Genomic DNA, 19,040 nt, shown 5'->3' with positions numbered 1-19,040 from the left:
TTTTTGCAGCGATAGAATGATCGCATGAACCTTCTCTACCGAGCCGCTAGGGGCGAGCGCCTTTCTGCCGAGGAAATCCGCCAGCTCTATGACCTGCCCCTGCCCGAGGTGGCGGCTGTAGCCCACGAGCTGCGGCTAGCCCGCAGCAACCCTCGGGTGGTCACTTACCTTATCGACCGCAACATCAACTACACCAACATCTGCACCGTGGCCTGCAATTTCTGCGCCTTCTACCGCACCCGGCGCCAGGCCGACGCCTACACCCTCTCCTTCGAGGCGATTGGCCACAAGGTAGAGGAGCTAATGCAAATCGGAGGCCGGCGCATCCTGATGCAGGGGGGGGTAAACCCCGAGCTGCCCTTCGAATGGTACCTCGAGCTTTTGCGCTACCTCAAAACCCACTACCCCGAGGTGCGCATCGATGCCTTTAGCCCTGAGGAAATTCTGGGGCTGGAAAAACTCACCGGGCGGGACTGCGCCGAGCTGCTAAGCGAGCTTAAGGCCGCAGGCTTGGACGGCCTGCCGGGAGCAGGTGGGGAGATTCTGGTAGACGAGGTGCGGGCCAAGGCAGCCCCAGCCCGTATTCGCAGCCGGGACTGGTTCCGCATCCTGGACACCGCCCAGCGCCTGGGCCTCTACACTATCGCCACCATGGTCATCGGTTTCGGCGAGACCCTAGAGCAGCGGGTAGCCCACCTGTTGCAAATCCGCGAGCAACAGGACAAGGCCCTGCAAGAATACGGCCAGGGCTTTGCCGGTTTCGCCATGTGGACCTTGCAAACCGAACACACCCGCCTGAAGGGCAAGGCTCCCGGGGCCACCGCCCACGAGTACCTGCGGCAATTGGCCATCGCCCGCATCGCTTTGGACAACATTCCCAACCTCCAAGCCAGCTGGCCCAGCATGGGCTTCAAGGTGGCCCAGGCCGCGCTGTACTACGGCGCCAACGACTTTGGCTCCACCATGTTGGAAGAAAACGTGGTCAGCAAAGCAGCGGGTCACAATCGCACCCACGCCACGGTGCGGCAGATTGTGCGCCATATCGCCGATGCGGGCTTCGTCCCGGCGGAGCGCGACCCCTTTTACAACATCAAACACTACCCCGACGTAGAGGCCATCCTCAACGAGAAGCCCCCGCTGGCCCTGCCCCTGGCTTAGTTTCTAAAAACCACCTCCTCGCGCTGGAAGCTGCGGTAAGCCAGCCAGATCGCTAGTCCTGCGTGAACCAGGGTGGAGGCCCAGGTCAGCGCTAGCTGAACCGGGGTAGCCGCCCCTTTGACAATGGCGTCCAGGGCCAGCACCGCGTTGAAGAGGGGCAGGAGGAAGTACCAGTCCTGGGGCCGGAAGAAATCGGCGAACTGCAAAAGCAAAATAGGCAGCAGCATCAGCAGCAAAAGGGGCGATATGTAGCTCTGGGCCTCCTTGTAGCTGCGGGCATATAACCCCAGGGAAAGCATCAGGGCGATGACTAGCAGGGCGAAAAGCAGCGCGGTAAGGGCGATAGCCAGGTAGCCCAAAGGCTCGAGGGCTAGGCTCCCTCCTAGCTCTAGCGGCCTATCGCCCCGGGTGAAGGCCGCAAGCGGCTCGGCAAAGCGAGCCCGCACCACACCGCCCCCCAGCAACAATCCCACAAGGGAGGCCAGGGTGGAAAGAAGCGACATGACCAGCACCGCTAGCCCCTTGCCCAGCACAATCTGGTACAGCGGCACCGGTGCCGCCAGGAGAGCCTCGAGAGTACCTTTCTCCTTCTCGCCTGCGGTCGCATCCACCGCAACCGGCATCCCCCCCGACTGGATAAACATGACCAGAAAATAGGGAATCAGGAAAGCCAGTAACCCTGCGGCCCGTTCCTGCGGGCGCGAGGCATCCCGGGTCTCGATTTGGAAGGGCTCCAGTAGCCCCGGGTCAATCCCCTGAGCCTGCAAGCGCTCGGCCACCTGCCGCTCCTTGTAGGCTTGTAGAACAGCCCTTACTTTCTCTACCACCAAAGCGCTCTGCGTAGCCCCACCGGAAAGCCGACCATAAACGGTATAGCGGCCCTGGGCATAAACCAAAGCGGCCTCCACCTGGCGCTCGGCCACCGCTTGGACAGGATCGGGCTGCTCGATGGGATCGAGGCGGGCTTTCCTCAGTTCTTCCACCAGCGAAGGGGGAATCCCCACCACCGCCACCTTCTGTACGTCCTCCTGGGTCTTGCGGGCCGTGCTGCCCAGAAGCAGAAAAGGCCCGAACATCAGCAAAGGCATGAGGAGGATAGGCAGAACCAAGGTGCTAAACAGAAAACGGCGCTCCCGCACCACGCTGAGTAGCTCTTTGCGGGCAATGATTAGGATTTCGTTCATAACCCCCCTAGCTGGCCATAGTCTGCTCGAGCCGCCGGATAAAGGCCCGCTCCAGGCTGCCCGAGCCTAGCTTCAGGGCCTCTGCTAGGCTCCCCTGGTAGACTAGCATTCCTTTGTCTAGGAAACCCACCCGGTGGCAGACCTCCTCGGCCTCGCTCATCACATGGGTGGAGTAGACCAGGGTCTTGCCCAAGCGGGCATACCGCTGAACAAAGTCCAGCAAAGCCCGGCGGGCAAACACATCTAACCCGGCGGTGGCCTCGTCTAACAAAAGCACCTGAGGCTGGTGCAGGATGGCTCGAGCGATCACGATTTTTTGCTGCATACCGGTAGACATCTCCCGCACCTGCTTTTTCAGCAGGCCCTGATCCATCTGTAACAGCTCGGCCGCCCAGGCGATACGCGCTTTGAGCTTGGAACCCCACAGGTCGTAGAAGCTGCCGAAAAACTCGAGTACCTCGAGGCCCGTCAGCTTTTCGTAGACCCGCATACCCCCATTGACGATGCCCAGGTTCCGCCGCACCTCGAGGGACTGCCGCCCCACCTCAAAGCCCGCTACCCGCACGGTTCCCGCGCTGGGCTTAATCAGGGTGGCTAGCATGCGCAAGGTGGTGGTTTTGCCAGCCCCATTGGGGCCCAATAGACCGTAGACCTCGCCCGGGGCCACCGTAAAGGAAACCCCCCGCACCGCCTGAAAGCGCCGGTAGCTTTTGTACAGGTCAACCGCCTCTATCACGCCCCTCAGGATAAACAATCGATTGCGGAGCCTATCCTCACGCAAACCCGTGGTAAAGCTTGAGCATTGCGCCCGCCTGCCGATACGGCGTCAAGGTATTGCCTCGCGATGCGAGGCCGGGCCTGGACAGGGCCTTCGGGCATAGCCATACTATGCTTCCCGAGAAGCCCTGGACTTTAGTCCGGGGAGTCGTCACGGCTCCTGAAACTCGCCCTTGATGCCCTCCAACACCACCACGTCGCCCGAGTCAAGGTGGTAAAGCAGGCGGGTTCCTTCCACGAAGCCATCCTTGTTCTGGCTGCGCACGGGCTGCGCTTGAGTGCCAAAGAGATAGGCCACCCGATCTTTTTCCCGCACCAGGGCGACCTCGGCGGTGGTGGTGCGGCCTTTCTGTACCAGCCGTACCTCGCCAAAAAGCTGCAGAATCTCCTCGTCTACGTTGTAGATCATGCGCTGGGCCCCGCCTTGCAAGGGCTTTTCCCCCGAGCGCTCGAGTTCGATAGGGCCCGCGATGCGGGCCTCGCCGCTTTCGTTGTCGTAGTCTAGGCGGCTACCCCAGGCCCGGCTCTGGCCTTGCCGCACCTCCACCGCCCGGGGGGCCGGCTTGAGGTAGAGCTCGAGGCGGTCCTCCTCCTCGAGGTAGCGGGCCGTGCCCCCGGTAAGAAAGACGAAATCGTTGACCTGGCGAACCTGCTCTACCCGGGCAATGGCCCCATAGGCCCGGGCGTCCTCGCCAAAACTAATCTGCACCCGGAAAGGTGGAGGGTCGGCAAAGAGGGAGCGCACCAGGGAAGGGCCCTCCGGCTTAGCCCCAATCTGCACATCAAAGGCCTTGAGGGCCCCATCGTTTTGCTCGGCCACCTCAAGGCGCACCTCCTGCCCTACCCGAAGGGCCTCGAAGGAGACCTCCTTCCCCTCCTGCCAGTAGCGGGTCAGTCGGTCGGTAACAAACACCCGCTCCCCTATCCATAGGCGTTTGGCCTCCGGGTCCAACGCGGTAACCACCCCCCCATACAGGTCCCGTAGTTCGATGAGCGCGGGGGGGTCGTCCGGGCCGGTCTTGACCACCACAATCTTCTTACCTCGGCGCTCTATTTCAGCCGTGGTCTGGAAGGAAGGTTCAGGATCGGTCTGGGCTAAAGCAGCCAGCAAGAACAGCCCCAACAACAGCCAGAGCCAACCCGACCCTCTCATCTTCCCTGCCGCTACTCGCCTAGCTTGCGGAAATCGCCCAAGGGCAAACGGGGGGCTTGGGCCAGCACCCGTACCTGCGAGCGGTTGACGTTGTGCAAAAGGGCATTACCAGAAAGGGTGGCCCGCTCCTTGGCGTTCACGCTGCGGGCCGGCACACTCTGATTGCCTACCCGCCCGGCCAGGATGGTGGCCTCGCCGGTATTGTCGTTGTAGAGGAGGCTGGCCCCGGTAGTGGTGATATCCCCATCCACCAGGATCACCCCCCCTGTAGCCAGCAGGCGTTTCTCCTCGGTCAGACTGCGGACTTCCCGCGCGCGGATGACCAGGTCGCCCTTACCCTCCCGTCGCCGGATCAGCACCACCTCCTTGGCATCGGTAAAGACCGCCAACCCCCGCTCCTCTTCGTAGTACACCGTATCGGAGCGGCCTTCCTGCCGACCGTTCTTTAGACTGACCCCCCCCTCGCTGGTTGAGACATTGGTGTCCACATCGAAGGTCATACGGGGGGCGCTGACCTCTACCGGGTCACCGCCTTTTTCCTTGGCTTCCTGGCGCATACGGGCATTCCCCTCGAGGACCCCCCGCCCGTTGGCCTCCCGGTAGACCAGCCGGGGGCCGGTCGCGGTCATGCGGTCGCGTTTGACCGTCACCCCTCCCTCAAAAGAGGCTACCCGCTCCCCTTCCGCCTCCTGCATGGTCTTGCCCTGGGGCGCCTCGAGGGTGGCCTTGGTGGCGTTGATCTCTAGGTCCTTGACCCGGCCAATCACCCCTCCAGGCCGGCCCGCCTCGTAGACCCAAGGGCCGTGGCGCAGGTTGCCTGAACGCGTCCCTCCCGGAGCCTCGAGGGTGATGATGCGCTGTTCTTTGCTCTGCGCCAGTACCAACAACGAAAGGAAAACGAAGACCCATCCCAAACGCTTCATGAGCTACCACCTTCGATGGGGCAGGGGGGCTTTTCCCCGCCAGAGATAAATGTTTCGATAGGGTCGCGCCAGCTAGGGTTCTCGATAGCGAAGTCGCTTTTGAAGTCGCGGCCTTTGACCTCGAGGCTAGGCGCGGTGATGTGAACGCTAGGCGCGCGGAACCCCTCGCGCTGGTCGATGGTCACTGGGGCCTCCCCGGGTCTGCCCAGGTTCACCGTGTAGCACCCCTTAAGAATTTCCACCCGGGCGTAGGGCAGCCGTAGGTTGTCGGAGCGGTCAATGGTCACCTCGGGGGCAAAAAGCCGCATGTCCAAGCGGCCTTCCACAAAGCGTTGCCCCGAGTGCAGACCCCTCACCCGGGCCTCGCGGGAGCTGGGGTCTTGTTCAACGATTTGCGCAGCAAACTCCCAGCGGGCCTGGGGGTCTTGCTCGGGATAGAGGGTGAGCCGGACGTTTTCCAGCCGCACCCCCCGGTCGGGGGTCGCAGGGGTAGGCAACGGACGGCTGACTAAAAACAAAGAAAAAGCCCCTATAGCCAGCAAAGCGAGAGTGGCAAGGCGAACCACGGCTAGAGCCTAGAAGCTATAGGGCTAAGAAGCGTGAAGCCAAGGCCAAAAAAACATAAGCCCGGCCCGCGGGCCAGGCTTTTGGGTGTCTCAATGGTCTTTATTGGGTAGACCTTTGTCTTTGACCAGAAAGATGAACATCAAAAGCAACAGAAAGATAACAATGGCGGCAGCGATGGTGATGATTTCGTCCATAGCCACAAAACCTCCCTCACCACTCTATCATCCACCCTACCCCCATCACAAATCTCACCCCCATCCCATACACTGGTGGGGTGACGCTGCCCCGGGTGGCCCTGTTAGCCTACGATTGGCTGCTGATTGGCTTGGTTCTGCTGGTCAATCTGGTGGGGCTGCTCACCCTCTACAGCGCCGCCCCCAGCCCTGGGGTTTGGCTGCAGCAGCTTCTGGCCTTCCCCATCGCCTTAGCGGTGGGCCTGTTGGTGCAGCTACTCTCCCGCCGGCAGGTGTTTTCCTGGGCCTTGCCGCTCTATTTGGTCTCGTTGGGGCTTTTGGGGCTGGTCTTGGTCATAGGGCGGGAGATCAACGGGGCCAGGGCCTGGTTCAACCTAGGACCGCTAGCCTTCCAACCCCTCGAGGTGGCCAAAATCGCGTTGGTTCTGCTGCTGGCTCGAGTACTGGCGGCCCGCCCCCTGGAGCATTTGCTGGACTATGCCTTGCCTCTTCTGCTAGTGGCCCCCATTCTGGGCTTGGTGCTTCTCCAGCCCGACCTGGGAGGGGCGCTGGTCTTGCTGGCGGGAATGTTGGGGATGCTCTTTGTACGGGGTATGCCCACCCACCACATCCTGATAGGGCTAGTAGCCGCAGCCGTTTTGATCCCCACCGTGGTCTGGCCCAACCTAAGCCCCTACCAACGCAACCGGGTGGAAATCCTCTTCGATCTTTCCAAAGACCCCCGCGGCACCGGCTTTCAGCAGATTCAATCCGCCATCGCCATCGGTTCAGGAGGCCTGATGGGCAAAGGCTTTGGCGCAGGTACCCAGACCCAGCTGGGTTTTGTGCCCGAGCGCCAGACCGACTTCATCTTCGCTGTGCTGGCCGAGGAGTGGGGGTTTATAGGCGCAGTCGCTCTGTTGCTGCTCTATGCCCTGCTCTTTTTCCGGCTGGGCCGCATGAGCCTGGAATGCGTGCGGCTGGAAGACCGGCTGGTCATCGTTGGGGTATTGTCCATGCTGGCCTTCCAAGTAGCGGTCAACATTGCCGTTACCCTGGGGCTGGCCCCGGTGACCGGCCTCACCCTGCCCTTGGTCTCCAAAGGGGGTAGCAGCCTGGTGATGGTCTATCTGGGCATCGGCCTCGCCCTTCTACTACACCGTGACCGGTATCGCGAGGTTTGAAGCGCCTTCACACTTCTGTTACGCAAGGCCTCTACACTAAAGGGTGAACCAGTCGGCGTATACTGGTGCAAAGGAGGAAGCGCAATGCCTGTAGGCCCTACCGAGCTGTTGATCATCCTGTTGATCGTGGTGCTTCTGTTTGGCGCCAAGAAACTGCCCGAGCTGGCTCGAGGCCTGGGCCAGTCGGCCCGCGAGTTCCGCAAAGGCCTGAGCGAGGAGGAAAAGAAGCCCGAGGAAACCAAGGCCGAGCAGAAGCAGTCCTGAAGCTAAGCTGCCTCGGCGGGAATAAGGTGCAGATAGCGCGGCTCGAGGGCTACCTCGAGCCATTGTCCTTCGGTTAGACCAAGAAGGGCTTCTTTGTAGCGGGGCAGTAGAAACTCCAGCCCCACTGCCCCCACCATGAGCTTCCCCCGCAGGCGCAACCCCTGCCGACGCAGGCTTTGTACCTGGCCTCGCAGGCGGTTTTCCCCTGCATCGGTAAAAACCTCCTCTGGACGGATGCCCACCCAGACAGGCTGGCCGGTAGCCGCCCAGGCCGGGCGGGGAGCCTTGAGTAAGCCCAGGGAGGAGTCTACCTGCGCCCAGCCTTCCCCGAGCAAGGCGATGCGGCCAGGCCAGAGGTTGCGCAAGCCTACCAGGCGGGCTACCTCGAGGGTGGCGGGCTGGGTGAAGACCACCTCGGGCGGCCCCTGCTGCACCAGCCCTTGCCTAGTCAACACCCCCACCCAATCGGCCCGCTGGGCCAGCCACTGGTCGTGGGAGGCAGCCAGGGTGGGTATGCCCAAAGCCCTGAGCCGCTCGATAACCCCACCAAACACCTCCTCGCGGGTGGCCCCATCCAGGGCGCTGGTAGGCTCGTCCAGCAGGAGAATCTGCGGCCGACGGGCTAGGGCCCGGGCCAGGGCCACGCGCTGCTGCTGACCTCCGGACATCTCGCGGGGATAGCGCTCGGCTAGCTCAGCCATCCCCATCTGGTCTAGGTAGGCCAAGGCCTGGACCTTGCGCTGGACAGAAGGCAGGTGGGCTAGGGAAAAGGCCACGTTTTGCCAGGCCCGCAGGTGGGGAAAGAGGGCCAGGTGCTGGGGCAGGTAGCCCACCGGACGCCTTTCGGGGGGCAGGCCGGCAAAAGGCTCCCCCTGAGCAGGAATAAGCCCGGCCAAGGCCTTGAGCAGGCTGGTCTTACCCACCCCGCTCTCCCCTAGCAAAACCGTAAAACCCCGCACCTGCAGCCTCAAGGATAGGTTTACCGGGTGCTTGAGGGCATACGCGATCTCCATAAATCCTCCAGGGTTCGCACCAGGTACACCAGCCCCAGGCTGACCCCCAGCAGCACCGCCGCAGCCTCGCTGGCCCGCTCGAACTGCAGGGCTTGTACCTGGTCGTAGATGTAGATGCTCACCATCTGGGTCTTGCCGGGGATGCTGCCGCCCACCATCAGCACCACGCCAAACTCCCCCAGGGTGTGGGCAAAAGCCAGCAGGGTAGCGGAAAGGATACCGGGCCAGGTGAGGGGTAGGATCACCTCGAGCCAAACCCTTTGCCAGCCCGCCCCTAGGGTACGGGCGGTTTGAATGAGGTCGGGCTCGAGGGCCCGAAAAGCCTCGCGATAGCCGTTCAGGGCAAAAGGCAGGCTAAAAAGCACCGAGCCCACCACCAGCCCCTCGAAGCGGAAAGCCCAGGTAAAGCCCAAAGTCTGGGCAATGGGGCCGTTCTGCCCTAGCAAAAGCAACAGGTAAAAGCCCAGCACCGTAGGGGGTAGGGTCAGGGGCAGCAGCACCACCGACTCCAGCAGCCGCTTCCCCCAGAAGCGCTTATGGGCCAGCACCCAGCTCAGCGGTATCCCCAGGGCCAGCAGGATTAGGGTGGTCACCAGGCTGACCTCGAGGGTCAGCCGCAGGGTCTGCCAAAACACGGGGTCACTCAAGCCTATCCCCCGGCAGCAAGAAACCATACTGACGCAGAAGCTGGTGGGCCTGTGGGGTGGCGATGTAGTCATAGAAACGGCGCACAGCAGGCCGATCCTGGCCCCGCAAAATCACGTAGGTCTGGTTAAGCCGCAGGTGGCTGCTCAAAGGGGCCAACCAAAACACCCCACCCTGGGCCATGGCTGGGCTTTTAGCCAGAGCCAGGGCTATGAGCCCCAGGTTGGTACTGCTGAGGGCCATCTGGGCCGCCTGGGCGATGCTTTCGCCATAGACAAACTCAAAGCGGGGCTTCCCCCGCCGTAGGATCGAGATATCGTAGTAGGCCGGAATCCCCGCAGTCATCTCCTCCCAGCGCACCGGGCGAGTGGGGCGCAAAAGGCCGAAACGCTCGAGCAAACTTACCGCAGCCCGGCCATAAGGCGCGTGCACGGGGTTGGCTAAAGCCACCTGGGTCACGCGAGGGTCGAGCAAAATCCTAGGTCCCAGGACGCGAGGGTCGAGCCCTTGGCGCACCAAGCTGTGGGAAGCCCAAATTACCAGGCGCCCCACCGCGTAGGTTCGGGCCGTCTGCGGCTCAGCGAGGCCAGCTTGCTCGAGCAGTAAGGGAAAAGCCTCGTCTGCTGAAAAAAAGATATCCGCTGGCAGCCCCTGTTGCAGCTGGGTATAAAGCTTGCCCGAAGAGCCAAAGCTAAGGGAAACCCGCACACCAGGGTTCTGCTGCTCAAAGCTGCGGGCAATCTGACTCAGGGCGAACTGCAGGTCAGAGGCCGCCACCACCCGCACCGTATCACCCTGGGCTAGGGCAAAACCCAGGAGCCAAACCACCCACCCTAAGCCACGCACGCCATACCCCCAAGAAGTTACAGTGTAACTATACCTGCCCCCCAAACCCCTTGCAACTCCGAGCGCCCCCTAATCGCGCAATAGCTGGGCAATAAAGCGCAAACTGGCCTTGGCCATCTCAATGCGCCATAACAAGGAAACCGCCTGCACCCCTTGGGCCCCTGGGCGTTGAGCCATCAACTCGTACAGCATGGTGCGGTACACCTTTTGCTGCGCCTGCAACAAGGGCCGGACATCCTGCTCCAAACGCATCAAGAAGGCAATTTTCAAGCGCAAATCCGAGCGGCCGTAGCGCAGGCGGGTTACCGGGGTATAAAGCCAGCTCAGGGCACTACTCCGGCCATCCTCGGTAAGGGCAAAAAGGGTTCGCGGAGGGCCAACCTGTCCTTCCTCCTGCCGTACTACCGCTACTAGCCCGCAAGCCTCGAGGTGCTCCAAGGCACGGTACACCTGGGTTCGCTGAATACGCCAGATATGCCCCAGATCCCCACTAGGGGCAAACAAGGCCGCAATGCGGAAGCCATAGGAGGGCTGATCCAACAAGGCCGCCAGCACTGCCCAGTCGGTGGTGGAAAGTTTTTGTAATGTCCCCACAAATCTAGCCTATCGCATCCTCAACGCTACCACTGGCTCGCTGCTTCCCTCGAGCCCTACGGTAAGCAAGCCTGGGGAAAGGCGTGGCTAGGGGATAGCTATGCGGCTTCGGCGCTCACCTACTTGCTGCGGGGTAAGCCGGCCTCCACTGGGATTGCGAGCCGCTGCCACTTCGGCAGGGGCAAATGCACGATGCTCGCGTGGTAGCAGCTTGTCGTTGCCCCAGGCATTGAGGATGTAGTTGAGCAGGGCAGCGATCTGTTCATCGTTGAGCTGGGCAAAAGCCGGCATAATCCCGTCGTAAAGCTGGCCCTTGATCCGTACCGGGCCTTGCATCCCGAACAACAGGGCATAGATAAGGTGGGTACGACCCTCAGGGGTTTTGCTTAGCTCAACCGCGTGACCCGCCAAGGGAGGAAAGGCCCCGGGTTTACCCTGCCCGTTGTCTCCGTGGCAAAAAGCGCAGTTCTGTTGATATAGCTGCGACCCCGTCTGGGCCAGTGCCAAACCCAGAAACAGCAATGAAGCCAAGAGGGTTCGCATGGCTTGAGTATAGCCTCACCCTGCCTTACAAAAGTAAGAATTCCCCCTCATCACGGCTAAACACCCCGCCTATTTTGGGTGTGGGGCGGCTGTCCCCAACCATACCCTAGGCCTTTCCCCTGAGAAAGGTGCGAAGACCCCAATTTTGGGGTCTTCGCACAAACCATCGGCAACTAAGCCGAACGAGCCTTGGCGGCTGTCCGGCGCTCTTGCTCGCGGCTTTTGTACCAAACCACCAGGGCCGAGACCACATAGATCGAGGAGTAGGTGCCCACCACGAAGCCCACCAGGATGGCCAGTGAAAAGTCCCGCAGCACCGGCCCCCCGAGGAACAGCAAGGCCAGAATGGGCAACAGGGTAGAAAGCGAGGTCATCAAGGTACGGGAGAGCGTTTGGTTAATGGAGGCGTTGACAATTTGGTAGTAGCTTTGCCCCCGCATGAGCTTTTGGTTTTCCCGGATACGATCGGAGATGATCACCGAGTCGTTGATGGAAAAGCCCACTATGGTCAGCAGGACAGCCACAGTAGGGATGGAAAACTCCAAACCCAGCAGGCTATACATCCCTGCCACGATGGCCACATCGTGGCCCACCGCAATGACGCTGGCTACCCCAAAGACCCAGTCGAAGCGGAAGGCTACGTAGACCATAATTAGCGCCAGGCCTATCAAAACGGCCAGGATGGTGTTGCGGCGCAGTTCTGCCCCAATGGCCGGGCCCACCGTCTCTGACTGGAGAATGGTAGCCTGCAAGCTCTCTTGAAACTTGCGCTCCAGCTCGAGGCGCTGTTCCTCACTCACCTGCCGCACCCGCACTGAGAACTCGTTCCCACTCACGCTGGAAAGCGAGGTGATTACCGACTCAGCGCCCCGTACCTCGGCGATGCCCGCGCCGTCGAGGAAGCCGCGAATCTGCTCAGCCCGGGTGCTTTCCGGTACCCGGATGGTAAAGGCTGTACCCCCAGTGAAGTCAATGCCAAAGTTAAAACCCTTGACCAAAACCACTCCAGTAGCCAGTACGGCCAGGGCCAAAGAGGTTGCGGTCACATAGCGGGCCGCCCGCAGAAAATCGATCCGGGTACCCCAGAGCCAGTAGGGAGGCCGAACCTCGCGTCGGTCGCCGATGGTTTCCAGCAGCCAACGGCTGAAAACCAGGTTAGAAAAAACCGAGGTCACCACACCCAAAGCCAGCATCACCGCAAAGCCCCGTACCGGGCCGGTGCTGTACTGGTAAAGGGCTGCCGCAGCCAAAAGATGGCACATGTTCACATCCAGGATGGTAATGATGGAATGGGAAAAGCCACCGGGAATGGCCTGGCGGAACTTCTTGCCCATTTTGAGCTCTTCTTTGATGCGCTCAAAGGAGAGCACGTTGCCGTCTACTGCTGCCCCTAGGGTCAGAATTAGACCCGCGATGCCCGGCAAAGTCAGGGTGGCGTTGAGCAAAGAGATGGCCGCCAGGAGCAGCACTGCGGTGTACACCAGGCCCAAGGCCGCCACCAGCCCCATCCAGAAGCCGTAGTAGGCGAAAATCAGAAGGAAGAGCAGCAAAGCTCCGATAATACCGGCCTTAATGCCCGCGCTGATGGCGTCTTGGCCCAGGGTGGGGCCAATGGCCCGGGTCTCGGCCACCTCGAGCTTGACCGGCAGCGAACCCGAACGCAGCACCAAGGCAATATCCGAGGCTTCCTGCAAGCCGGAAAGCCCCTCGATAACCGCCCGCCCCCCGGCAATGGCCTGGCGGATAACCGGGGCGGTGTAAACCTTATCGTCGAGCACCACTGCAAGCTGGCGGTTGACGTTGGCCCGGGTAGCCTCCTCAAACTTCCGTGCCCCCTCGGGAGTGAACTCCATCTCCACCTGAGGCCGGCCAAACTGGTCGAAGGAGGCGTTAGCGGTACGCAGGTCGGCCCCGGATAGCAGGGGAGGGCCTAGGTCTTCGAGCTTGTACAACTGCTTCTCCAGCTCGGCCCGCCGGGCAGCCAAAGCGGCCCCACTCAAGCCGGAGTTGCGCAGCTGCTCATTGATCTGCGCTACAGTGGTGCCCTGGGCCCCAGCATTGACGATACGGAACTCCAGCCGGGCAGTCTGGCCGATCAGGCCCAGGGCCCGCTCTTGCTGATCCTGCTTTAGCCCGGGCAGCTCTACGATGATGCGGTCGCTTCCCTGAAGCTGCACCAACGGTTCGGCCACACCAATGGCATTAACCCGGTTTTCGATGACGGTGCGGGCCACCTCGAGCTCCGTACGGGCCACTGCAGCATCTGGGTTGGGATTAACCGCACGCAAGGTGATGCGCAATCCCCCCTGTAGATCGAGGCCCAGGCGGATTAGCCCATCGGCGGGCAGCAAAGGGTTTTGTGGGTTGCGGGCTTCCCAAGGCCGGAAAAGCCCCACAATGGCTCCTAGAAAAAGCAACAGCAGCAGAAGGCCTTTCCACTGATGATTCGTCATGGCTTTCCTGTTCTTTGCGCTAAGCGCAGTATAGAAGGCTTGGGGTCTGAGCTATTTAGGGGAATAGTCCTCCAACACAACGCCCTTAACCGCCGTCGGTTTGCAAGCGCGCGTACAGCAGGTAAAGGCGGCTTGATGGTGCGGGTGGCGTGTAAAAGGAGAGCCAGGCCATAGGGGCCCACGAGGCCTGGTAATCCCAGCTCTCTAAAGACAGGCTGGCCAGCCCCAACGCGCTCGGGCTGAGCTTGCTTTTGACCTCGAGCAGCGGCTGGGGCAGGGGTACTGCACGCCAACCCTGGCTTGGGCCACACTCCAGCGCAACACAGACAGCCTGTGCCCAGTTTCCCGGCCAACCATATAGACCGGGGCCCCAAGCCATCCAAAATAGGATGGCCAGAGCGAACCAGCGGGGCCAGCTCCTCATACGTGCCGCCTATACTCTAAGGCTCGGGGGCGGATTTGACCAGCTCTAGCGCTAGAGGCAAAGGGCCAGCCTGCAACAAAGCGGCCAGTCGCTCCACCTCTTCTTGCGAGGCAAACCCCTGCAAGCGCAAAGCTCTGCTGGTGATAGGGGCCCGGAGGGTCGGGGCTAATACGATGCGCCCATCCACCTGCAAAGCGACCCGCCGGCCCAGGTTCTCCGCGCTCAGCCGGGCAAAGCGGGCCACCCCTTCCCGCCGCAGGCAGAGCACCAGGGCGGGCCGGCCCGAGGGGCTTTGGCCCGATTGCACCTGCTCGAGGTCGCGGTTGGTCAGGAAGGGAGCCTCGAGGTCAGAGGGCTCAAGCTGCGCCATAGGCTTGTCCGTTGCTACCGTCTGAAAGGACATCTCGCCGCGCTGCGTCAACAGGGCCTCTAGCCCTTCGCGCTATGCGCCCTCGCGGAGGTAGGCCCAACCGCAGCGCCTCGCCCCGAACCTCGAGGCAAAACCCCTGTACTCCCAAGCCCCTAAGCCGGGCCCCTAGGAGGTCACGGGTTCTGGCTAGGCTGCGCGGGTCTGCCCCATCCACCGGACGAAAGTCTCGAGGGAAGCCGCCACGGCCTGGGCCTGGCGATTCTGCTGCTCGCCTAGGCCACGAAAAAAAGCCGTCAGGCTAGCGAAGAAAACCACCAGCAAGGCCAGGGGGATCAAGAGCAGTACAGCCTCGAGCAGCCAACGCGCCCGGCTTGGCATGGTTCCCCACCTCAGTCTGTGGCCACCTCGACCTGCTGGCTGGCCTCGAGGACATCCCCCTCCTGGAAGTCGGTAAAGCCCTCCAAGAGAATTCCACACTCCAGGCCCTGGGCCACCTCGCGCACATCGTCTTTGAGGCGCTTGAGGCTTTCAATCCGGCCTTTCCAAATCTCCTTGCCCTTGCGCAATACCCGGATATCGGCGTTACGGCTAATCTTGCCCGAGGTCACCATACAACCGGCCACCACCCCACGCGAGAGCCGGAAGATGGCCCGCACCTCAGCGGTACCCAGGAGCTCTTCCTTGTATACCGGCTCGCGCTGGCCACGAACCATCTTGCGAATCTCGTCCACCAGCTCGTAGATGATGCGGAAGTTTTGCAAGGGTACACCTCTTTGCTCGGCGGCTTTCCTGACCGAGCCACTGGGATTGACATTGAAGGAAAGGATGGCTCCCTGGGCTGTGGAGGCCAGCAGAACATCGGACTCGCTGGGGGCGCCTACCGCCGCCAGCAACACCTTGATCTGGACCTCATGGGTAGACTCTTTGGCCAGGATGTTCTGGATGGCCTCGAGGGACCCTTGGGTATCGGCCCGGATAATCAGGTTGATCTCTTTCTGCTCAGCCTCGCGCATACTGCGCATCAGATCGGCAATGGTGCGCCCCCGGCTCCGCTCTGCCGTGGCCTCCTTGGCCTTGCGCTCCTCAATACGCTCCTCGGTAATCTCCTTAGCCGCCACCTGGTCGGGCACCCAGGTAAAGGTCTCGCCCGCTACCGGTAGCTCAGAGAAACCCAAGACCTGCACCGCGCTGCCGGGCCCAGCCTCGTTGCGGCGACGCCCCTCAGCGTCGAGCATAGCCCGTATCTTGCCCCAGTGCTCACCAGCCACCACGTAGTCGCCCACGTGCAAGGTGCCCTGCTGCACCAGCAGGCTGACCAACACCCCGGCCTGTTTGTCAATGCGGGCCTCGAGGATCACCCCCTGGGCCTCGGCCTTGGGATCGGCCCGAAGATCCTCCAGCTCCGCAATGAGCAGGATAGTCTCGAGCAAAGCCTCCACACCCTGGCCCGTCTTAGCCGATATGGGCAAGACCTCCACATCCCCCCCGTAGGCCACCGGCACCATCCCGAGCTGCATCAAGTCCTGGTGAACCCGGTTGATGTCGGCACCGGGCAGATCCATCTTGTTGGCCGCAAAGACTATCTTGGCCCCCGAGGCCTTGGCGTGGGCAATGGCCTCTTTGGTCTGGGGCATCACCCCCTCGGTGGCCGCCACCACGATCACCGCAATATCGGCCACCTTGGCGCCCCGCTGGCGGATGGTGGTAAAGGCCTCGTGGCCGGGGGTATCGATGAAGACCACCGTACCCTGGGGGGTTTTGACCTCGAAAGCCCCCACGTGCTGGGTGATGCCGCCCGCCTCCTTCTCGGCCATACGGCTTTTGCGCAGGTAGTCCAACAAGGTGGTCTTGCCGTGGTCTACATGCCCCATGATCACCACCACGGGAGGACGGTGGGGTATGGCCTTGCGGGCCTCCTCAGCCCGCCGGGCTGCTTCGGCAACGCGTTGCTCCCCGATTAGCTCCTTGACCGCTGTGGCGGTGTCCTCCTCCAGAGTGCTGGCATGGGATTTGTAGGCCACCCCCATCTCATCCAGCAAGGAAAGCAGCTCGTCATTGGTCATGCCCAGTTCTTTTGCGAGCTGATAAATTCTGATTTTTGCCATGCTGACCTCCTGTTTGCCTATGTCGAAGGCTTGCTGGCCTTCACGCTACCCAAAACGAGTTGTAATGCCTGTGAAAGCTCCAGGGCCTTTGCTCCAGCGAAGCGGCGTAGCTTCTTCTCGGCCCAGCAGGCCGGGTTATCGGGGCAGACATAAGCCCCCCGCCCGGGCTTGCGGCCGGTAGGGTCGAGCACTGGGCCTGCGGGGGTGAGCACAATCCGCAAAAGCTCCCGCTTGGGGCGGCGCTGGCGGCAAGCCATGCACTGTCGGATGGGGATATGCTTACCCTTGGACATCAAACCTCCCTGCAGGCCCAGGCCGTAAATCTACTCGCCGTCTTTGAACAAGCTCTCAAAGCGGGCCTTGGCGTCCTGGGAAACCTTGAGGGCCTCTTCCTTCTCGGCAGCCTTGAGCAAGGCCGCATCGAGGTCGGTGATCTCCTCGGCTTCCTCGAAGTCTATTTCGTAGCCGGTGAGCTTGGAAGCCAGGCGCACGTTCTGGCCGGACTTACCGATGGCCAAAGAGTGTTGGTCTTTGGGCACCACCACCTTGGCCCGGTTCTTTCCCTCCTCGCTCGTTTCAATGGTAATCTCCCCCACTGTAGCTGGCGAGAGCGCGTTGCGGATGAACTCCTTGGGGTTGGGGCTCCACTGGATGATGTCTACCCGCTCGCGGCCCAGCTCAGCGGAAACCGCCTGGATGCGCTGGCCCTTGTGCCCGATGCAGGCCCCGATGGGGTCTACGTTGGGGTTGTGGCTCATCACCGCTACCTTGGAACGGCTACCCGGCTCACGGGCAATGGCCTTAACCTCCACAATACCCTCGGCAATTTCGGGTACCTCCTGGCGCAAAAGGTAGCGCAGAAGCTCCTCGTGGGCACGCGAGACCACCAGGCTGGGGCCTTTGGCGGAACGCTGTACCTGTTTGAGGTAGACCTTGAGCCGCTGGCCGGGGTAGTAGCGCTCGGTGGGGATTTGCTCTTTAGGGGGCATCAGGGCCTCCCCCCGCCCCAGCTCCACATACACGTTGCCGCGGTTGTCCACTCGAGCCACACTGCCGGTAACCACCTCGCCCTCTTTGTCCTTGTACTCGTTGTGTACGCGGGTGCGCTCGGCCTCCTTGAGGCGCTGGGTCAGCACTTGCTTGGCAATCTGTACGGCAATGCGGCTAAACTCCTCAGGGTCGACGGGGAACTCCATCTCCTCCCCTACCGATACCTCAGGGTCGTATTTTTGTGCCGTGGCCAGGTCGATTTCTTTGTCGGGGTCTTCGACTTTTTCCACCACCCGCTTGATCTCCAGTACCTCGAGGCTTCCCTCCTGAGGGTCCAGGTGCACCTCTATGATGGGGCCCTTGCCCTCCTCCTCGACCTCTTTTTGGCGGAAGCCCCGCTGCCTTAGATAGGCCAGCCGCAGGGCCTCCTCGAAGTTCGAAATCAGCTCCTCGGCGGTGACCCCGCGCTCAAAAGCCACTTGGGAAAGCGCGTCCACGAAATCTTTGTTCATCTTTTCCTCCTTTTCTCCTGCTCACTAGCGGGGCTTGTCGGGCCATTCCGCCAGGTTGGCCTTGAAAGTACCCAGCTTTAGGGTACGGGTTTGCTGGTCGTCCAGTAAAAACGTCACTTCATCTCCCCTAACCCCGTGCACCCGACCGGTAAAGTTTCCCTCCGGGCTGCGTACTTTGGCCTTAAGCCCCAGGAAACGCTCAAAGTGGCGGGCAGTGAGCAGGGGACGCTCCGCACCGGGCGACTCGAGCTGCAGCAAGTAGCGCTGGGGCAGTTGGGCCTCGAGCTGGTCGAGATGAACCTCCAAGGCTCGGCTAGCCCGCTCCAAGTCGGCCACCGAGATGGGCACCTCGTCCTTACGCTCGATGCGCACCAAAAGCAGCGGGCTCTTACCCCCGCGCTGCAGGGCGACCTCGAGTACCTCGTAGCCCATGGGCGACAACACGCCCTCCGCCAGTCTGTCTAGCTCCACCCACACACCTCCTCTCCAAGCGAGGGGGGTGGGCTTGCACCCACCCCCCTTGAATCCCGGGAGAACTAGCAAGAATAGCTTATCACCAAATGCCTCAAGGATAAAGTGAGGCAGGTTGCCAATTTGGGATGGCGCGGCTTTAGCTCAAAGAAAACCCCCCTCCGAAGAGGGGGTCTTGGTGCCGGGAACAGGACTTGAACCTGCACACCCTTGCGGGCGCATGACCCTGAATCATGTGCGTCTACCAATTCCGCCATCCCGGCACAAGCCTCAGGGCAAGAAGAATACTAGCCAGTTGGGCCTTTTTCGTCAAGGGGGTGTAATCGGTCAACACATGTGAGACTGGGGAACCGACTCCTCCTGCATCTTAGCTAAATACTCCAAGGGAGCAAGACCCTGTAATCGGTCAACACATGTGAGACTGGGGAACCGACTCCTCCTGCATCTTAGCTAAATACTCCAAGGGAGCAAGACCCCCCAGGGCCATGTGAGGCCTTCGGCGGTTGTAGTGGTCCAGGTAGGCATCCAGCTCTGCCTGTAGCTCGCTGAGCCGGGGGGGCAGAGGCCGGGTATAGAGCTCCTCCCTAAAGGTCCGTTGCACCCGCTCCACGTGACCATTGAGTTTAGGACTCCTCGGCGGCAGCACAAACAAGGCAATCCCCAGAGCACAGCAGGCCTCCTCAAACTCGGC

Annotated in this window: 20 protein-coding genes, 1 tRNA gene and 1 pseudogene; 3 read left to right on the top strand and 19 right to left on the bottom strand. The window is 61.6% G+C overall.

Features of this window, described 5'->3' with window-relative positions:
* Positions 1–24: 24 nt before the first annotated feature.
* Positions 25–1,158 carry a cyclic dehypoxanthinyl futalosine synthase gene (gene mqnC / locus G552_RS0107770; protein WP_027882526.1) on the top strand — a complete coding sequence of 378 codons (1,134 nt, stop codon included), beginning with the start codon at positions 25–27 and terminating at the stop codon, positions 1,156–1,158.
* Here mqnC and G552_RS0107765 read toward each other — a convergent pair.
* From G552_RS0107765 to G552_RS0107745, 5 genes are all read right to left on the bottom strand, one after another.
* On the bottom strand, positions 1,155–2,342 hold the full coding sequence (locus G552_RS0107765) for an ABC transporter permease (RefSeq protein ID WP_027882525.1): 1,188 nt from the start codon (positions 2,340–2,342) through the stop codon (positions 1,155–1,157). The genes mqnC and G552_RS0107765 overlap by 4 nt on opposite strands.
* A gap of 7 nt (positions 2,343–2,349) precedes the next feature.
* Positions 2,350–3,078, bottom strand: a complete 729-nt coding sequence (locus G552_RS0107760) for an ABC transporter ATP-binding protein (protein ID WP_027882524.1) — start codon at positions 3,076–3,078, stop codon at positions 2,350–2,352.
* Positions 3,079–3,270: 192 nt separating this feature from the next.
* Positions 3,271–4,272, bottom strand: coding sequence for a hypothetical protein (locus G552_RS0107755; RefSeq protein WP_027882523.1), 1,002 nt, complete (start codon positions 4,270–4,272; stop codon positions 3,271–3,273).
* A gap of 11 nt (positions 4,273–4,283) precedes the next feature.
* The gene (locus G552_RS0107750) at positions 4,284–5,195 is read right to left on the bottom strand and encodes an LptA/OstA family protein (protein ID WP_027882522.1); all 912 of its coding nucleotides are present in this window, start codon (positions 5,193–5,195) and stop codon (positions 4,284–4,286) included.
* Positions 5,192–5,761 (bottom strand): hypothetical protein, encoded by a 570-nt coding sequence (locus tag G552_RS0107745; RefSeq protein ID WP_027882521.1) that lies wholly within the window; start codon positions 5,759–5,761, stop codon positions 5,192–5,194. The genes G552_RS0107750 and G552_RS0107745 overlap by 4 nt, the downstream gene beginning before the upstream one ends.
* A gap of 275 nt (positions 5,762–6,036) precedes the next feature.
* Here G552_RS0107745 and rodA point away from each other — a divergent pair, with 275 nt between their 5' ends.
* Entirely contained in the window at positions 6,037–7,119 is a 1,083-nt protein-coding gene (gene rodA, locus G552_RS0107735) for a rod shape-determining protein RodA (protein WP_027882520.1), read from the top strand.
* Positions 7,120–7,203: 84 nt separating this feature from the next.
* Entirely contained in the window at positions 7,204–7,383 is a 180-nt protein-coding gene (gene tatA / locus G552_RS0107730; RefSeq protein WP_027882519.1) for a twin-arginine translocase TatA/TatE family subunit, read from the top strand.
* A gap of 2 nt (positions 7,384–7,385) precedes the next feature.
* Here tatA and G552_RS0107725 read toward each other — a convergent pair whose 3' ends face one another.
* From G552_RS0107725 to G552_RS14995, 14 genes and pseudogenes are all read right to left on the bottom strand, one after another.
* A complete protein-coding gene (locus G552_RS0107725) occupies positions 7,386–8,396 on the bottom strand; it encodes an ABC transporter ATP-binding protein (RefSeq protein ID WP_027882518.1) in 1,011 nt (336 codons plus the stop codon).
* Positions 8,363–9,043 (bottom strand): molybdate ABC transporter permease subunit, encoded by a 681-nt coding sequence (gene modB, locus G552_RS0107720; RefSeq protein WP_027882517.1) that lies wholly within the window; start codon positions 9,041–9,043, stop codon positions 8,363–8,365. Before modB ends, G552_RS0107725 begins: the two co-directional genes overlap by 34 nt.
* Entirely contained in the window at positions 9,036–9,887 is an 852-nt protein-coding gene (modA, locus tag G552_RS0107715; protein ID WP_051195737.1) for a molybdate ABC transporter substrate-binding protein, read from the bottom strand. The genes modB and modA overlap by 8 nt, the downstream gene beginning before the upstream one ends.
* Before the next feature lie 69 nt (positions 9,888–9,956).
* Positions 9,957–10,481: a PadR family transcriptional regulator gene (locus G552_RS0107710; RefSeq protein WP_027882515.1), complete on the bottom strand. Its 525-nt coding sequence runs from the start codon at positions 10,479–10,481 to the stop codon at positions 9,957–9,959.
* A gap of 87 nt (positions 10,482–10,568) precedes the next feature.
* Positions 10,569–11,024: a c-type cytochrome gene (locus G552_RS0107705; protein WP_027882514.1), complete on the bottom strand. Its 456-nt coding sequence runs from the start codon at positions 11,022–11,024 to the stop codon at positions 10,569–10,571.
* A gap of 173 nt (positions 11,025–11,197) precedes the next feature.
* Entirely contained in the window at positions 11,198–13,477 is a 2,280-nt protein-coding gene (secD, locus tag G552_RS0107700; RefSeq protein WP_027882513.1) for a protein translocase subunit SecD, read from the bottom strand.
* A gap of 440 nt (positions 13,478–13,917) precedes the next feature.
* Positions 13,918–14,271, bottom strand: coding sequence for a SecDF P1 head subdomain-containing protein (locus G552_RS0107690; protein ID WP_027882511.1), 354 nt, complete (start codon positions 14,269–14,271; stop codon positions 13,918–13,920).
* A gap of 186 nt (positions 14,272–14,457) precedes the next feature.
* The gene (locus G552_RS0107685) at positions 14,458–14,649 is read right to left on the bottom strand and encodes a hypothetical protein (protein WP_027882510.1); all 192 of its coding nucleotides are present in this window, start codon (positions 14,647–14,649) and stop codon (positions 14,458–14,460) included.
* 11 nt (positions 14,650–14,660) lie between these two features.
* A complete protein-coding gene (gene infB / locus G552_RS0107680) occupies positions 14,661–16,376 on the bottom strand; it encodes a translation initiation factor IF-2 (RefSeq protein ID WP_027882509.1) in 1,716 nt (571 codons plus the stop codon).
* Between the two features lie 17 nt (positions 16,377–16,393).
* Positions 16,394–16,669 (bottom strand): YlxR family protein, encoded by a 276-nt coding sequence (locus G552_RS0107675; protein ID WP_036270460.1) that lies wholly within the window; start codon positions 16,667–16,669, stop codon positions 16,394–16,396.
* Positions 16,670–16,699: 30 nt separating this feature from the next.
* The gene (nusA, locus tag G552_RS0107670; protein WP_027882507.1) at positions 16,700–17,878 is read right to left on the bottom strand and encodes a transcription termination factor NusA; all 1,179 of its coding nucleotides are present in this window, start codon (positions 17,876–17,878) and stop codon (positions 16,700–16,702) included.
* Between the two features lie 24 nt (positions 17,879–17,902).
* Positions 17,903–18,349, bottom strand: a complete 447-nt coding sequence (rimP, locus tag G552_RS0107665; RefSeq protein ID WP_027882506.1) for a ribosome maturation factor RimP — start codon at positions 18,347–18,349, stop codon at positions 17,903–17,905.
* 176 nt (positions 18,350–18,525) lie between these two features.
* Positions 18,526–18,612, bottom strand: a tRNA-Leu gene (locus G552_RS0107660).
* Between the two features lie 108 nt (positions 18,613–18,720).
* Positions 18,721–19,040 (bottom strand): annotated as a pseudogene (locus G552_RS14995) (integrase core domain-containing protein); the annotation flags it as partial.

The organism is Meiothermus rufus DSM 22234 (assembly GCF_000423425.1).
Classification (GTDB): domain Bacteria; phylum Deinococcota; class Deinococci; order Deinococcales; family Thermaceae; genus Meiothermus; species Meiothermus rufus.
The sequence above is the reverse complement of the archived record's forward strand: the minus strand, read 5'-3'. Positions and strand labels throughout refer to the sequence as shown.

What these genes read in the sequence shown, in the direction of transcription:
- tatA (WP_027882519.1), top strand. Translation starts at nt 7,204, where the DNA reads ATGCCTGTAGGCCCTACCGAGCTGTTGATCATCCTGTTGATCGTGGTG.
- G552_RS0107685 (WP_027882510.1), bottom strand. Translation starts at nt 14,649, where the DNA reads ATGCCAAGCCGGGCGCGTTGGCTGCTCGAGGCTGTACTGCTCTTGATC.
- infB (WP_027882509.1), bottom strand. Translation starts at nt 16,376, where the DNA reads ATGGCAAAAATCAGAATTTATCAGCTCGCAAAAGAACTGGGCATGACC.
- G552_RS0107755 (WP_027882523.1), bottom strand. Translation starts at nt 4,272, where the DNA reads ATGAGAGGGTCGGGTTGGCTCTGGCTGTTGTTGGGGCTGTTCTTGCTG.
- G552_RS0107690 (WP_027882511.1), bottom strand. Translation starts at nt 14,271, where the DNA reads ATGGCGCAGCTTGAGCCCTCTGACCTCGAGGCTCCCTTCCTGACCAAC.
- nusA (WP_027882507.1), bottom strand. Translation starts at nt 17,878, where the DNA reads ATGAACAAAGATTTCGTGGACGCGCTTTCCCAAGTGGCTTTTGAGCGC.
- G552_RS0107725 (WP_027882518.1), bottom strand. Translation starts at nt 8,396, where the DNA reads ATGGAGATCGCGTATGCCCTCAAGCACCCGGTAAACCTATCCTTGAGG.
- mqnC (WP_027882526.1), top strand. Translation starts at nt 25, where the DNA reads ATGAACCTTCTCTACCGAGCCGCTAGGGGCGAGCGCCTTTCTGCCGAG.
- secD (WP_027882513.1), bottom strand. Translation starts at nt 13,477, where the DNA reads ATGACGAATCATCAGTGGAAAGGCCTTCTGCTGCTGTTGCTTTTTCTA.
- G552_RS0107705 (WP_027882514.1), bottom strand. Translation starts at nt 11,024, where the DNA reads ATGCGAACCCTCTTGGCTTCATTGCTGTTTCTGGGTTTGGCACTGGCC.
- G552_RS0107675 (WP_036270460.1), bottom strand. Translation starts at nt 16,669, where the DNA reads ATGTCCAAGGGTAAGCATATCCCCATCCGACAGTGCATGGCTTGCCGC.
- G552_RS0107765 (WP_027882525.1), bottom strand. Translation starts at nt 2,342, where the DNA reads ATGAACGAAATCCTAATCATTGCCCGCAAAGAGCTACTCAGCGTGGTG.
- G552_RS0107750 (WP_027882522.1), bottom strand. Translation starts at nt 5,195, where the DNA reads ATGAAGCGTTTGGGATGGGTCTTCGTTTTCCTTTCGTTGTTGGTACTG.